Origin of the sequence: Saccharopolyspora shandongensis, assembly GCF_900106995.1 — a bacterium.
GTDB lineage: Bacteria > Actinomycetota > Actinomycetes > Mycobacteriales > Pseudonocardiaceae > Saccharopolyspora > Saccharopolyspora shandongensis.
In genome coordinates this window covers 177,607-191,869 of the sequence record NZ_FNOK01000014.1, presented here as the reverse complement: position 1 = coordinate 191,869, position 14,263 = coordinate 177,607, and the positions used below count along the sequence as shown (strand labels likewise).

Sequence of the window (14,263 nt, the reverse complement as noted above, 5' to 3'; positions counted from 1 at the left end):
GTGAACAACTACCACGCCTACCCCGCCCACGCCGCATTCGGCGGCTACAAGCAGTCCGGCATCGGGCGCGAAACCCACAAGATGATGCTGGACCACTACCAGCAGACCAAGAACATGCTGGTCAGCTACTCCAACAACGCGCTGGGATTCTTCTGATGACCAGCGACCGAGTCGCGGTGACCCCGGAGGCGGCGGAGCAGATCCGCCGCCTCCGGGCACGGCACGGGCCGGTCATGTTCCACCAGTCCGGCGGATGCTGCGACGGCAGCGCGCCCATGTGCTACCCGGCGGGCGAATTCGCCACCAGCGACGCCGACGTGCACCTCGGCGACCTCACCGTGGACGGCCAAGCCGTCCCGGTGTGGATGTCCAGACCGCAGTTCGAGTACTGGAAGCACACCCACCTCACCATCGACCTCGTACCAGGCCGGGGCAGCGGCTTCTCCCTCGAAGCCCCCGACGGCGTCCGCTTCCTCACCCGGTCCCGCCTGCTCACCCAAGACGAATGGAAACGCCTCGAAGCGACCTGAGAACGGTGCTCCGCCGGCAGGCGGAGCGGCTAACCCCGCAGGCGGAGGACCAGTTTGCCCAATGCCTGCCGGCGGTCGATCGCCTCCAGTGCGTCCCGGACGTCGTCGACGGCGTAGGTGCCGCCGATCGGGGGTGCGAGGGCGCCGGATTCGAGCCTCGGCAGGATCTCGGTCCACTGGCCGCGCGGGTAGCCGGGGCGTGCCTTGGCGCAGGCGCCCCAGCCGACGCCGACCACGTCCAGGTTGTTCAGCAGCAGGCGGTTGACCTCCACCTCCGGAATCGAGCCGGCCGCGAATCCGATCACCAGCATCCGGCCGCCGGCGGTGAGGCAGCGCAACGAGTCGGTGAAGCGGTCACCGCCGACGGTGTCCGCGACCACGACCCCGCCACCTCGACACCGGGATGCGGTCACCTGGCCGACGTTCGGCTCCGGTGATGCATCCTGCTCCTCACCTCGCACGACTACCGCACGTCACAGGCGCAACCACCGGCATATGACGGCAACCGCACCCGGTTGGGGCCGCGCTGCGCGGGGCCGGTACTTTACTTGTCCTCGGACAAATAAAATGGGAAAGGCGAGGACATGGTCGCAGCCGCGCCGCTCCGGCGGGCAGGAACGGCCGCCCCGGTATGCCGTGGACGGAACGGGGCAGAAGGTCAGGCGAGCATCTCGTCCGGCAGGCCGAGCTCGGTCGCGGCCGCGTAGAAGGCGCTCATGCCGGAGAGCAGGGCATTGCGGTTTCGAGGGCTCATGGCGTCCAAGACCTGTTTGAGGTCCGCTTGACGCTCCCGGCGGAACTGGCGGAGAAGGCGGCGACCGTCCTTGGACACTTGGAGCACGACCTCGCGGCGGTCACCCTCGCTGGCGATCCGGTCGAGGAACCCGGCGGCCTGGAGCCGATCGCACAGCCGGCTCGTCACAGAGGGAATCGAACCGAGCTCGTCGGCAAGGCTCATGAGGTTGATGGCGCCGTGCCTGTCCACGACGACGAGCGCCCGCAGCTGCGACGCCGAGACCTTGGGCTTGATGCGTTCGGCGCTGCGCGACCAGACCACCATGAGCACCCCGACGCCGGCTTCGAGGTCGTCCAGGGCCTCGGGGGAAACAGAATCAGGTTCGCGCACCAGAACAACCCTCCTAGCCGGGTGCAGCACATTCCTTCGCGTACGGGCTCTCGGACGCATTCTGTCACGTCACGATTCAAGATCGCCCGCAGTTGAGCGGGCCCAGGTGAAGCCGGAGAAAAGTGATCGTCCCCACGCGTCTGGAGTCCATCGATCGAGCCTTGCGGGCCGCTCCCGCGCACGAACTGCCCGGGGTGCTCGAAACGCTGCTGAGGCAGCATTTCGGCGTTGCCGGGCTCGAGATCTACCTGGTCGATCTGAGGCTTGCGGTTCTGGAACCGGTGCTCGAACCCGAGGGCCCGGGCATCCCCCTGGTGGCAACCGTGGAAGGGCGTGTTTTCTGCGACCAGGTGAGCGTCCAACAGCCGATCGATGAGGAAGTGGCGCTGCATCTGCCGATGACCGTGCGGGGCGACCGGCTGGGCGTCCTCTGGCTTCGGCTACCCGATGCGCCCGACGACGCGACACGCGAAGAACTGGCGGAAGCAGCCGAACTCGCCGCGCACGCCATCACCCTCGCGGAAGTCGCGACCGATCGGTACCGGCGGGCACGGCGCCCCCAACGCCTGACGCTCGCCGCCGAGATGCAATGGCAGCTGCTACCAGTGCGTTCCGTGGGGTGCGCTGCCTATCGGCTTGCGGGCCAGCTCGAACCCGCCTACGCCGTCCGCGGTGACAACTTCGACTGGGCCCAGGACGTCGATTCGCTGACCGTCGCGGTCACCAACGGCATGGGAGAGAGCATCACCGCGGCCATGCTGACCACCTTGGCGATCACAGCGCTGCGCAATGCCCGTCGCAGCGGAGCCAACCTCGCCACCCAGGCCGCCCTCGCCGATCAAGCCATCTGGTCACATCATGCGGGATCCCAGCACGTCTCGACGCTCCTGTTGCAGATCGACCTGGCCACCGGCGACGTCTGCGCCATCGACGCCGGCTCGCCCCGGATGTGGCGCGTCCGCGACGACGGTGTCGAGCGGATCGACCTGGACGCCCAGCTCCCGCTCGGCCTCCTCGACGGCACCGAGTACGACGTGCAGCACTTCCAGCTCGAACCGGGGGATCGCCTCTTCATCCTCACCGACGGCATCTACGACGCCGTGCTCGCAGACCGCAACTACAGCACCAGCGCATTGCGACGAGCGCTGCACAACGGTCGCCACCTGGACCCCGCCGAAGCCGTGCGATCGCTGCTCAGCGACCTCCGCGCATTTCTACAGGACAGCGACCTGGACGACGACGCCGTGGCAGTGTGCGTCGACTGGCTGGGGCCGCACCGAGGTGAGACCTCCGCGGCGCGGGAACGGAGCTGGATCCTGCTCTGACCTGCGCTCGCGGCCCGTCACTCCGAAGCGGTCGCCGGCTCGCGCTCCCACGCCACGTACTCCGCGTCGAACCACGGCTTGCTGGGGACGTCGTCGGTCACCGCGTGCCCTTCGACCGACTGCAGGGCGAGGTGCAACTCGATCGCCACCACGTGCCCCCAGCCTTCCGGGCATGCGATGGGGATCTCGAAAGGCTCGTCCCTGGTGATCGGACGACGCACGATCCGCGTGCCGGCGACCGCTTTTCCGGGCGCTTTGCCGTTCGTGGCGCTCCCGTACAGGACTCCGTAGTAGCCCACCGTCACCGTCATCCCGGCAGGCCCGCCGACGTATCTCGCAGTGATCTGGCATCCACCACCGCTGGAAGGAGCGGGTGTCAGCTCCCACAGCGGCGCGTACCCACCACGGCGAGCGCCTTCGGCCGGTTCAGCGGAACGGCCGGCGGCGTCAGCGGACCGCAACGCGGCCTCGGCCGACTTCCGCCCGATCGACAGAGCCTGAGCTGCGGCCGCTGCCGAGTGTTCCGCGGCACGTGCCGAACGCCGCGCGCCCCACCAACTGACGATGGCAACTCCGAGCGCGCCGCCGGCGACCACACCAGCGAGCAGGCCGACGACATCACCGTTCATCGGTTTTCCCTTCCGGGGGCGGGGCCAGGCGGCACTTCCTCGAACGCGGCGTCGCGTCCCTGGATCGGCGGGACGTGGCGGACCGTGAACGGCGACTCCGGCCCACCCGGTCACGCCTCTCCCACCACCTGCCCGCAGGCAGCGGCGGCATGATCGAGCGACACGGCAGAAGACGGTCCCTGCGCTTCAGGCAGCCCGCAGCCGAGGTCAACCCAACGCGGAGCGGACTCGTCGATCCGGTCGAGCAGCCACCTTACCCTTGGCACGGTGGATTTTCAGGGCGCTCTTCACACGAGCCGCCCGTGAAAGATACGCCTCGGACGCCCCCGACGTCGCCCGAGGCGTACTGCTGCGATCCTAGTTCGATTAGTTGCCAATTGGCAATGAATCTGTTCGCGAGCGGCGACGCCAACCTCCGCTTCCCAGCCAAGCGGCACTCGCACGTCGCAGTTCCGAGCCGAGCGTTCGGCGACCGACGTGTTGCACGGAAAGGCGCCCACGCCACTTGATTGCCACCGGACAAGCAAACTATAGGATCATGCGAAGTTGCACTGCGTACACCCAACGTGCGCGGGAACGCCACGACGACCGGGATGAGCCGCAAGGAGGCTCGCCCGCGCATGGGGGGAAGACCGAATGACTCCTGAGGACCAGTTTCCCGATGCCCCCACCGAGGAAGCGCAAGCCGTGGCGCTCCGGGAGAGCATCAGGGAAAGCCCAGTGGCCGGGTCGAGCCTCCAGGTGACCTTTCCCCAGCCGGACACGATCGTCGTCACCGTCAGCGGAACCGTCGACCCCGAGACGGTGGAAAAGCTTGAGACCATCCTCTGGCCGCAACCCTCGTCGACGACGCGGCTGGTCGTCATAGACCTCAGCACCATGTACCTACTCAACGTCCCGGACCTGCAGTTGCTGACCCATGCCCACATGCTGATCCAGGCCCGCGGCGGAACCCTCCGCGTCGTCACCTCGAACTCGGCCGTCCAAGAGGCCCTCCATGCGGCCGGACTCCACGCTCTGCTGGAGTGCCACAGCACGATCCACACCGCGCTCGCACGGGCGGCAGCGATCCCGGGCTGCCCCCACCAGGACAACTAAAGCCGCAGATCGTCGATGGCAACACGTCAGCACTGGAACCGGTTGCGCGTTGGCACCTCGCAGCAGGCCCGGCAGAGAATTCGCGATGCCGGGGAGCACGCGGGTCAGGACTGCGGGTCCTTCGATGCCTGCAGCGTCCCCGGCGGCAGCCGGTCGGCCCCCCAGCTGCGCTCGATGTAGCCGGTGATCCGCACGACGTCCTCGGCGGGCACCCGCTCCGGCTCGCCGCGCTCGAGCGGGTCGGCGTGGAAGATGTAGAGCCGCGACGCGAACTGGTCGAACGGCAGCGAGGCCTCACCGAACCGCTCACCGTTGCCCGCGGTGGAGACCACGACGCCGTCGCCCCAGTCCTGGCCGCTGTCGTTGTTCGGGTTGAAGAAGTACACCCGCATGACGTCTTGCGGGTCCGGCGCGACCCGCAGGATCGTGATCGCGTGCCAGCCGACGTAGCGGGCCGCGCTGTCGGTGACGGCGACGCCGGCCGGCTGTGGATGGATCACCGGCTGCCCGCCGTTGTAGGACGGGTGGTAGCTCGCGTGGAACTGCCGCAGGAACTCGTCAAGGCCGATCAGTCTCCCGGTCTCGACCTCGACGTTGATCCAGAATCCGCGAGCCGCCCACCAGCCGTGGAACTCGGGGTTGACCCACCGGTGCGGGTCCCCGGGCCGATCGGCGCAGCGCCTCCCCATCTCGGCGTAGATCCGGTCCAGGTGGGGCACCACGAGCAACGACACGGGGTCCAGGTCCATCGGCACCTTGTTCGCGACCCCGGACGCGCTGTACTTCGACGAGACCGGCCGGCCCTCGAAGTGCATGATGACCTCGTCGTCGCGGGCCGCCCAGACCACCACCTGCAGCAGGTAGTCCGGGTCGTTGTAGGCCCACATCGACAGCGCGCGGGCCGACTGGCAGGTCGGATTGTCGCCCTGCCCGACGCCGAGCGGCTGGCCCAGCATCGACAGCACTCCCGCGATCAGCCGTGCCTTCGGCTCCGGCTGGTCGCCGAACACCGTCGCCAACCGCTCCTGCGCGACCGGGGAGAGGTCCAGAGCCAGCTGCCGCCACAGCGCGGGCACTACCGGCGCCTCGTAGAGGATGCCGCGGTCGAGCAGCAGTGCCAGCCCGTAGATGCACTGCGCGGTCTGCGGGTGCACGGCCTCCTCGATCAGCCGATGCACCAGATCGCTGTAGCGCAGCAGGCAGTTCCGGCCGGTGTCGGACAACCCGAGCGCTTCGCCTACGAGGTAGTCGCTCTCATGCCGCAGGAACCGCAGCAGCTCCGCGTGGTACGGCGACACCAGACCGGTGTCGTGCATCGCCCGGGCGAACCCGGTGGCCTCGTACTGCAGGCCTCCGGCGTCCATCGCCTCCAGCCGGGAGCGGAAGACGTCGAGGCCCGGGGCGTCCCGGCACGCCTCGGTGGTCCCGAACAGGCTGGTGATGAGTCTGTCGAGGCCCTGCCCGGACGACGCGCCCAGGTCGACGTCCGGATCGCCGCGGTAGATCGCGATCCGGGTGATCAGCGACTGCACCTGGTCGACCTGGATCGGGCGCTGGCGCAGGATCCGCCAGATCTCGTCGACCAGCTTGTCCAGGACGCTGTCGTAGCCGATCTCGTCGGCGAGGTGCCGGAACAGGTCCCGGATCAGCTGCGCAGTCCGGCCCTGCCGGGTCCGCTCCGCCTCGCTGGGCGGGGTGAACAGCAGCTCCAGGTTCATCGCCAGCACCTGGGAGAGGAACTGGCGGGCGTCCTCGGCGGAGAAGGTCGGGTGCGCGAAGTCGCCGCGAGCGACAGCGAGCATCCGCAGCTCGCTGGTCGCCTCCACCACGACGGTGTCCGCGTCTCCACTGCGCAGCCCGGGGCCGACCAGTGACGGGAGAAGGATCTCCGGAGAGGCCCAGTCCGTCCCCGCGAACAGGCCGGCTTCCTCCAACGCCTGCGCCCGGGCCTGGACCGCCGCGGCGCCGCCCGGCTGCAGCAGCACCCGCCGCAACGCTTCCAGGACCCGCCGCAGCTTCGTGTGCTTTCCGAAGTCGCGGGTCTCGGCCATGGCTTGAACAGCGGCGTCGAGCGAGGCCACGCGCTTGTCCAGCGTCGTGACCTCACCCGCGACGTCGGCGGTCGGTTTCAAAGGGTTCCCTCGGGTAGGTCTCCTGCGTCCACGGCGTCGTCAGACGTAGAAGTCGAGCTCTTCCTGCTTCTTCAACAGTTCGCGCATCCGGTAGGGGTCGTCACCGAAGAAGTAGACCAGACCCCAGTGGTTGCCGAACGCGGTCCTCTTGGTGACCGTCTCCTCCATCGGCGCCGAGAGGTCGTGCGACTCGTAGTAATCGTCGTCCTCGGTGTCCTCCGGGATCTGCAGTTCGGCGACGACCCGTCGGCGCGGGTAGACGCCGAAGCAGCCCGCGACCCCGGACGCGTCGACGACCTCGCGCGGGAAGAAGGCATCGATCTCCTCCTCGGTCGTCTTCGGATCGAAGGCCAGCACCAGCCCCTGGTAGGCGTTGAACCCGTATGCCCGCTCGAGCAGCTCGAAGACCTTGAAGCCCGGCGGCCGGTAGGCGACCTCGCCGAAGTACATCTCGCCGTCGCTGGTGACGAAGTACTCCGGGTGCACGAAGCCGAACTCGATGTCGAAGGTCTTGATGAGCTTCTCGATCTGCGCCGTGATCTGCGGCCGGTACTTCTCCAGTTCCGGGGTCGCCGGGGCGAACACCGAGTACCCGAGCGTCACGTACTCGGAGATGTTGAGGAACTTGATCTTCCCGTTGTGGATCCACGCCTCGACGGCGAATTCCCAGCCGTCGAGATGTGATTCCATGAGGACCGGGAACTCCTCGTCCGGAATCGTGTCGATCTCGTCGGGGGTGCGGATGACGCGGTGCCCGAGACATCCGGCCTTGTCGAACGCCTTGACGTGGATCGGGTCGTTCGGGTCGCCGTCGAGCTTGAGCAGCGTCTGGTTGACGCGCTTGAGGAAGCGGATCACGTCCTCCCGGTCGTGGGCCTCCTCGAAGATCCCGACCCGGATCCCGCCGAGCTGCGCGCGGCGCTTCATCAGCGCCTTGTCCCGGAGCAGCATGGCCTGGCCGAACAGGCGCGGATTGTCCAGCAGGACGGCGTTGATCGCCCCCGCCCACTCCACCGTCTCCTCGAACAGCGGGATCGTGACGTCGACGCCTTCCTGCTTCAAGGTCTCGGCGATCTCCATGGAGCGGTCGTTGAGCCGTTCGAAGTTCCATGGCACGTAGGGAATGTCGTGCTCGGAGCAGTACTCCTCGGCCCAGTCCGGCGCTACGACAACGTAACGTCGATCGAACCGGTCGAGAGCCTCCACCGCGCTGAGGCTCCATCCGAGAAGCGCTACGTATCCCTTGTCCGGGTTCTTGATGGCCGGTTCGGGCTGTGGCATGGACCGCTCCTCCGTATCGGCGCATTCGGTTTTGCGACGGCGTCGCGGACACGACCGTACCCGGGGATGATGTTTCTTCAGCGTCCCGAAGCAAAGAATCCGGCGGCCAACCTGGTACTCCTGCGGCCTGCAACACCAATCGGCGCAGCCGACCGGGGCGAACCGGTGACACCGTCGCGTGCTCGATGCACTCGGATTTGCTTGCCGCGTGGCAAGCTGTTGGTGCCGCGCCGGATGCCTCGGCCGTGCCGCGAGCCGGAGCGCGGCCGATCCGCTCGCATTTGAGAACGCTCTTCCGTGACGGCTACGGTTCGCGGTGGATCGCCGTCTGCCTCTTCTCGGTTGCAGGAGACGGTCCATTCGCGGGGTTGCGCTTTCCCCGCTCCTCTTCCGCTCCCGCGGCGCCCTCGCGCCACGTCACGTCGGAGACGAGGGCCCGGAACGCCGCGCGGTACGTGCTGGGGCTTGCACCTGTCAGGCGCTGGAAGTGGTGCCGCAGGTTGGCGGGTGTGCCGAGGCCTGTCAGGAGCGCAATGCGTTCGACGGGGTCGTCGGTGCGTTCGAGGAGCCGCTGGGCTCGCTGCACGCGGGTGCGCAGCAGGTACTGGAGCGGGGTGAGGCCGGTCTCGGCCCGGAACCGCCGGGTGAGGCTGCGCTCGCCGAGTCCCGCCTGCGCGGCGATGTCGGCGAGGGTCAGTGCCTCGTGCAAGTTGACCTCCATCCACCGTGTGACGGGTGCGAGGCTGCTGCCGGGCGGGGTGACTGCGTTGTACGCGGCGTCGACCCCGGTCTCGTGCTCGGGGTCACCGAATTGGTCGTGGAGCCGCAGGAACAGCTGCCGCTCGGTCTCGATCGCCACCCGCACGCCGTGGTCCAGGGTGATCAGGTGGAGGCAGAGGTCGACGCCGCCGAGCACCCCCGCGCCGCTGTGGAAGGGGCCGTCCGCGACGACCTCGCCTTCCGGGGCGACGGCGATCCCGGGGTGGAGGCGGGCGAGTTCCTGTGCGTGCCGGCGGCTGGTGGCGGCGCGGCGGCCGTCGAGGAGCCCGGTGGCCGCGAGCGTGAACGCACCGGCGCCGACGGCCCCGACGCGTGCGACGGCATCGCGGAGGACATCGACGAGGCCGGACGACGGCGGGTCCCGGAACGCATCGTGCCCCGGCAGGAGAACGGTGTCGGCGCCGTCGAGCCCCTCCAGCCCCCAAGGCGTCTCGACGCGGAACGCGCCGGGCCCGCCCGTGCTCGTGAAACCGGGGGCGGCGCAGACCCGCACGTCGTAGGCCACCGGGGGGTGGTGATGCGCCGCAGTGGCGAACGTGGACAGCGGGGCGGTGAGCTGGTGCCCGGGAACCCCGTCGTGGGCCAGGACGGCGATCAGTGACATGTCCGGAATTTAGCGGAGGGTGACATCCCAGCCGCTGTTCCGGACCGTCCCTGGCCACGGAGGATGACGGTGATCAGGGCCGGGAACAAGAAAGCCCCGGCCGTCTCACCCACTGCGAAAGGCCACCTGTGCCGCACCCGGACTCGTCCGCCCGTCCCCTGCCCCGCCACCGACGGCGCCGATTCACGAACGCTCTCGCGACGGCCGGTGCGACGGCCATCCTCGGCGCCACGGCGATGGCAGGCAGTGCTGAGGCCATCGTCAACGGCCAGGACTCGACCGAGCGCTATCCGTTCATGGCGACGATCCCGATGGAGGAGGCCGACGCCCAGTGCGGGGCGACGCTGATCGACCCGCGGTGGGTGCTCACCGCGGCGCACTGCGTCAAGTGGACGACTCCGACCGGGACGGTGCGGATCGGCAGCGAGCACCGCAAGACCGGCGGCACGGTCCGCGAAGTCGACAAGATCATCGTGCATCCGGGCTACGTGGACGCAGCAGAGGACCACCCGTCCTACAACGATCTGGCACTGGTGCGCCTGGACCGCCCTGTCCCCCAGCAGCCCCTCCGCATCGCCGCGAAGGCTGGGCCTGCGGGCACGCCCACCCGGATCCTCGGTTTCGGAACGGTCGTCGATGTCACCGACCTCGAGAAGGTGAGATTCCCCGACCGGCTCCAGGAGTTGAACACCCGCAGGGGCACGGAGGCGGAGTGCTTCGGCCGCGCCGACGAGACCCGCCTGTGCACGGTCAGCCTGACTCCGAATGCCATGGCGTGCGTCGGGGACTCCGGTGGCCCGCAGCTCCAGCGCGGGGTGCGCGGCCGCTGGGAACTCGTGGGGACCACCTCGGGGGACGGCGACTGGGACACCACGTGCTCGACCGGCCCCGGCCTGTACACCAACGTGCCCGCGCATCAGAAGTGGATCAGCAGGACACTGCACGAGGACCGCTGACCGCAGGCCGAGGAGGGTGGGGAGGCATGACGGACGAGAAGTGGTTTCCCCCCATGCCGGTCATCGCCGTCCTCGCCCTCGACGGGGTCCCGGGACACCACCTCACCGTGCCGGGCCTGGTCTTCGGAACGGCCTGCCGCGAACACCCGGACGTGACGTACGAGGTCAGGATGTGCGCGCCCGAAGGCCGGGTGAAGACGGCGGCCCCTGCCCCACTCGGCGTTGCGCCCCCGTACGGTCTGGACGGCCTCTCGTCGGCGGAGGTGATCCTGATCCCCACCCACGGCGTCCACCGCGCCGAGCCGCCACCGGCTGTCCGCGCCGCCCTCCACGCCGCGGCGGACCGAGGAAGCCGCATCGCCGCCGTCGGCACGGGTACGTTCACGCTGGCGGCGACCGGCCTCCTGGACGGCCGGTGCGCCACGACCAGCTGGCGGTACAGGGAGGAGCTGGCGGCACGCCACCCCCGCGTCACGGTCGACCCGCTCGGCACGGTGGTCGAGGACGGGCCCTTCCTCACGGCGGCGGGCGTCTTCGGGGGCATGGACGTCTGCCTGCACGTCCTCGCCCGGGACCACGGCAGACAGGTGGCCGGGGAGACGTCCCGGGAACTCATCACGCCGCTGCATCCTTACGCGGACGACGTGCGGGACACGATCGCGCGGGAGCTAGCGGAGAGCGCGGGTCTGGAGCCCATCCTCGCCTGGATGCGGTCCCGCCTCCACACGGCCCTCACCCTCACGGACGTCGCTACCCACGCCCGCACCAGCCCCAGCAGCCTCACCCGCCGCTTCCGCGCGCACACCGGCCTGGCCCCGCTCCAGTACCTGCTCCGCATCCGCCTCCTGGAAGCTCAACGCCTGCTGGAGGAAACGGACGTCCCCGTGGAACAGGTCGCGACGAACACGGGGTTCACGTCTCCGGCGGTCCTGCGCCGCCACTTCCGTGACCTCACGGGCACGACGCCTCGGGACTACCGCAGAAACCATCGCGCGCGGAGCGGCTGAGGAGACCACCGACGAGGGGCCCTTGGCGGAAGGGGAGGTAACGCGCAGCGCTGCTTCGCCTTCTGGAGCCTGCCCCGCGCATCGAGCCGTCCGGCCGGCTCGATGTGCGGATCGGATAGCAAAAAGCCCTTCGCCTCAGTCCTTTTCGGGAAGCAAAGGGCGTGTCCCCCGGAGTCGACCGTGCGCCCGCGAACCGCGCGAATGCGCTCCGGCGCAAACCCGCAGGGGCGTCGTACCCGCACGGAGCCATCATGGCCGCTACGAGCATCGGTCCGCTCCGCCACCACGCGGTGCTTTTCGACCTGGACGGAGTGCTCATTGCTCTCGCGCATCGCATCCCTGGTGCAGGGAGCAAATCCGAGTAGGCCGGGCTGGGCGTACGAGCCATGGACGATCGTCCGGTGTGGATCGATCATTCCCCCGAGCATTTCGCGAACCGGCCGCCGGGGCGGTCGACGCATCAGAGTGCGGCGGCGTGGTCGGGTACGTACGTGAAGTTCTCCTTGGGCGGCCGCTCGTAGAAGCCGGGCCGTGGTCGCGCCGGCAGGTCTACCCGGGGGCGTGGCATTTCGCGGTACGGGATGCTGGAAAGCAGGTGTGCGATCATGTTGATGCGGCCCCGCCGCTTGTCCTCGCTCTCCACCAGGTACCACGGCGCCTTCGGCGCGTCGGTCGCCGCGAGCATCTCGTCCCTGGCCTTCGAGTACTCGTCCCAGCGGGACACCGATTCCAGATCGATGGGCGACAGCTTCCACCGGCGCATCGGGTCGTCCATGCGCTTGCGCAGCCGCCGCTCCTGCTCGGCCTGGCTGATCGAGAACCAGTACTTCCGCAGCAGCAGGCCGTCCTCGACGAGCAAGCCCTCCAGCACCGGGCACTGCCGCAGGAACAGGCGGTACTCCTCCTCCGTGCAGAACCCCATCACGCGTTCGACGCCCGCGCGGTTGTACCAGCTGCGGTCGAACAGCACGATCTCCCCAGCCGCCGGCAGGCGCTCGACGTAACGCTGGAAGTACCACTGCGAGCGCTCCCGCTCCGACGGGGCCGGAAGCGCCACGATCCGCGCGACCCGCGGGTTGAGGTACTCGGCCACCCGCTTGATCGTGCTGCCCTTCCCGGCCGCGTCACGCCCCTCGAAGACCACCACGAGCCGAGTGCCCTCGACGCGGACCCACTCCTGCAGCTTCACCAGCTCGCTCTGCAACCGGAACAGCTCGCGTTCGTAAACCGAACGCGGCAGCCGCTTCCCGACTCCGCCGGTCCGTTCCTCGCTCCCGCCACCGGTCATTCCGATCACCTCCAGCCCGCACCCGACCGGCTCGGCGCGGAGGAAGGCCGGTTCGATCGTCCACAAAGGTCACCTCGTGGAGCCGATCGCCCTCCGCGGAACGAGTCGGTCAGCGCGGCAGCTGATCACCCTCTCCCCGCTGGCCGGGTCGGTGATCTCCAGGAACCGAGAGCCGTGCCGAGTGGTCGGCCTGCTTCCGCCACCACAGCTGGCTTCACGTCATGGTCGGCGCCTCCTGCGATGTTCGTCGTGGCGACGCTCCCCCGCGCCACGGGTTTCCCGCTCGACCCCGCACGGGTACCCGCGACGAGGTCGGCCGGAACGGGGTCGGCCGGCCCCGTTCCGCGCCGAGCGCGCGGCGGATTGTGGACATCGCTCACCTTTCGCTCTATGGAGGACACCATGACCAGCTTGCAGCCTCGGCCGAGCCTGGGCCTGCCCGACATCTTCCAGATGTTCGAAACCGAGTGGCCCTTCGGTGAACGGCATGCCATGCGCGTGGAAACCTACGCCGAGAAGAACGAATACGTGGTCCGATGCGAGTTGCCCGGGGTGAATCCGGACAAGGACATCCACATCAACGTGGAGGGCAACCAGCTCAAGATCAACGCGGAGCGCAAGCACGAGGAGCGCACCGATCGCCACAGCGAGTTCTTCTACGGTTCGTTCAGCCGCACCCTGCTGCTGCCGACCAGCTGCAACACCGAGAACATCAAGGCCGAGTACGAGGCGGGCATCCTCACCATCCACATGCCACGGCGTGAAACCGAGGCGCGCAAGGAGATCCCGGTGATGCGCAAGGGCAAGTGAACCGCGGGGAGGCGCGGCCGGATCGCGGTCGCGCCTCCTCCTCGCCGAGTCAGCTCGCGGCCGGACGGACGACGACCACCGGGCAGTGCGCGTGGCTCACGCAGTGCTGCCCCACCGATCCGAGGAGCGCACCGGCGAATCCACCGTGCCCGCGGCTGCCCACCACCAGCAGATCCGCTCCCCGGGCCTCGTCCAGCAACGCTCGCGCGGCGTGCCCGCGAACCACCTTCCGGCCAACGGGAACCGATGTCGCCAGCAATGCCGAGGTCTCGTCGACGGCCTTCCGCAACTCCCACTCCGCACGAGCGGCCGAATCCTCGTCCGACAGCGCTGGAGGCATCGGTGCGATCTCGGTGTAGGCCGGGGGCGCCCAGGCCAGCACCGCGATGACCGTGCCGCCGCACTGCTCGGCATAACGCAGGACCCAGCGCAGCGCAGCACGAGAACCGGGCGAACCATCCACACCCACCACGATCCGAGGCTGGTCCTCGGTCATAGCTCCCCCATTCCCGGGTCGGCACCTGGCGGGGGTGTACCCGCCGCCGGCCGAGATCGCACATCGACGCCGCCGAGCCGCTGCCGACGATGTCCTCTGGGCAAGCGCACCGGTGAGCTGAACCCTGGGGGGACCGGCACGAGCGAGCGGCAGCGTGATGGCCGGGCAGTATCCGAGCGTGCGGAGCGGACACCGCTCGAC

General features: G+C 69.0%; 15 protein-coding genes. 7 read left to right on the top strand and 8 right to left on the bottom strand.

Features of this window, described 5'->3' with window-relative positions; genetic code table 11:
* Together BLW84_RS46265 and BLW84_RS17615 are read left to right on the top strand one after the other, a co-directional pair.
* Positions 1 to 156 (top strand): aldehyde dehydrogenase family protein (locus BLW84_RS46265; RefSeq protein WP_143060986.1); only part of this gene is annotated, 156 nt, incomplete at its 5' end.
* Entirely contained in the window at positions 156 to 530 is a 375-nt protein-coding gene (locus tag BLW84_RS17615) for a DUF779 domain-containing protein (protein WP_093266621.1), read from the top strand. The genes BLW84_RS46265 and BLW84_RS17615, both read left to right, overlap by 1 nt.
* Positions 531 to 559: 29 nt before the next feature.
* Here BLW84_RS17615 and BLW84_RS17610 read toward each other — a convergent pair whose 3' ends face one another.
* Positions 560 to 943 (bottom strand): zinc-binding dehydrogenase, encoded by a 384-nt coding sequence (locus tag BLW84_RS17610; protein WP_281247416.1) that lies wholly within the window; start codon positions 941 to 943, stop codon positions 560 to 562.
* 245 nt (positions 944 to 1,188) lie between these two features.
* Positions 1,189 to 1,656 (bottom strand): MarR family transcriptional regulator, encoded by a 468-nt coding sequence (locus tag BLW84_RS17605; protein ID WP_177226521.1) that lies wholly within the window; start codon positions 1,654 to 1,656, stop codon positions 1,189 to 1,191.
* Positions 1,657 to 1,778: 122 nt separating this feature from the next.
* Between BLW84_RS17605 and BLW84_RS17600 the strand changes: the two genes are divergently transcribed.
* On the top strand, positions 1,779 to 2,981 hold the full coding sequence (locus tag BLW84_RS17600; protein WP_218157358.1) for a PP2C family protein-serine/threonine phosphatase: 1,203 nt from the start codon (positions 1,779 to 1,781) through the stop codon (positions 2,979 to 2,981).
* 17 nt (positions 2,982 to 2,998) lie between these two features.
* Here BLW84_RS17600 and BLW84_RS46260 read toward each other — a convergent pair whose 3' ends face one another.
* Positions 2,999 to 3,610 (bottom strand): hypothetical protein, encoded by a 612-nt coding sequence (locus tag BLW84_RS46260; RefSeq protein ID WP_143060985.1) that lies wholly within the window; start codon positions 3,608 to 3,610, stop codon positions 2,999 to 3,001.
* A gap of 636 nt (positions 3,611 to 4,246) precedes the next feature.
* On the opposite strand from BLW84_RS46260, the gene BLW84_RS17590 reads away from it, so the two are divergent.
* Positions 4,247 to 4,708, top strand: coding sequence for an STAS domain-containing protein (locus tag BLW84_RS17590; protein WP_093266615.1), 462 nt, complete (start codon positions 4,247 to 4,249; stop codon positions 4,706 to 4,708).
* Positions 4,709 to 4,812: 104 nt separating this feature from the next.
* Here the strand turns inward: BLW84_RS17590 and BLW84_RS17585 are convergent, their stop codons facing one another.
* From BLW84_RS17585 to BLW84_RS17575, 3 genes are all read right to left on the bottom strand, one after another.
* Positions 4,813 to 6,840: a hypothetical protein gene (locus tag BLW84_RS17585; RefSeq protein WP_093266613.1), complete on the bottom strand. Its 2,028-nt coding sequence runs from the start codon at positions 6,838 to 6,840 to the stop codon at positions 4,813 to 4,815.
* 39 nt (positions 6,841 to 6,879) lie between these two features.
* Positions 6,880 to 8,121: an ATP-grasp domain-containing protein gene (locus tag BLW84_RS17580; RefSeq protein ID WP_093266612.1), complete on the bottom strand. Its 1,242-nt coding sequence runs from the start codon at positions 8,119 to 8,121 to the stop codon at positions 6,880 to 6,882.
* 304 nt (positions 8,122 to 8,425) lie between these two features.
* The gene (locus BLW84_RS17575; RefSeq protein WP_218157357.1) at positions 8,426 to 9,505 is read right to left on the bottom strand and encodes a GlxA family transcriptional regulator; all 1,080 of its coding nucleotides are present in this window, start codon (positions 9,503 to 9,505) and stop codon (positions 8,426 to 8,428) included.
* A gap of 236 nt (positions 9,506 to 9,741) precedes the next feature.
* On the opposite strand from BLW84_RS17575, the gene BLW84_RS17570 reads away from it, so the two are divergent.
* The gene (locus BLW84_RS17570; protein ID WP_093266656.1) at positions 9,742 to 10,461 is read left to right on the top strand and encodes a S1 family peptidase; all 720 of its coding nucleotides are present in this window, start codon (positions 9,742 to 9,744) and stop codon (positions 10,459 to 10,461) included.
* A gap of 26 nt (positions 10,462 to 10,487) precedes the next feature.
* A complete protein-coding gene (locus BLW84_RS17565; RefSeq protein WP_218157356.1) occupies positions 10,488 to 11,468 on the top strand; it encodes a GlxA family transcriptional regulator in 981 nt (326 codons plus the stop codon).
* A gap of 460 nt (positions 11,469 to 11,928) precedes the next feature.
* On the opposite strand, the gene ppk2 is transcribed toward BLW84_RS17565, so the two are convergent.
* Positions 11,929 to 12,756 carry a polyphosphate kinase 2 gene (gene ppk2 / locus BLW84_RS17560; RefSeq protein WP_093266653.1) on the bottom strand — a complete coding sequence of 276 codons (828 nt, stop codon included), beginning with the start codon at positions 12,754 to 12,756 and terminating at the stop codon, positions 11,929 to 11,931.
* Between the two features lie 402 nt (positions 12,757 to 13,158).
* On the opposite strand from ppk2, the gene BLW84_RS17555 reads away from it, so the two are divergent.
* A complete protein-coding gene (locus BLW84_RS17555) occupies positions 13,159 to 13,566 on the top strand; it encodes an Hsp20/alpha crystallin family protein (RefSeq protein WP_093266651.1) in 408 nt (135 codons plus the stop codon).
* 49 nt (positions 13,567 to 13,615) lie between these two features.
* Here the strand turns inward: BLW84_RS17555 and BLW84_RS17550 are convergent, their stop codons facing one another.
* Positions 13,616 to 14,062, bottom strand: a complete 447-nt coding sequence (locus BLW84_RS17550) for a universal stress protein (protein WP_093266610.1) — start codon at positions 14,060 to 14,062, stop codon at positions 13,616 to 13,618.
* Between the last annotated feature and the right edge of the window lie 201 nt (positions 14,063 to 14,263).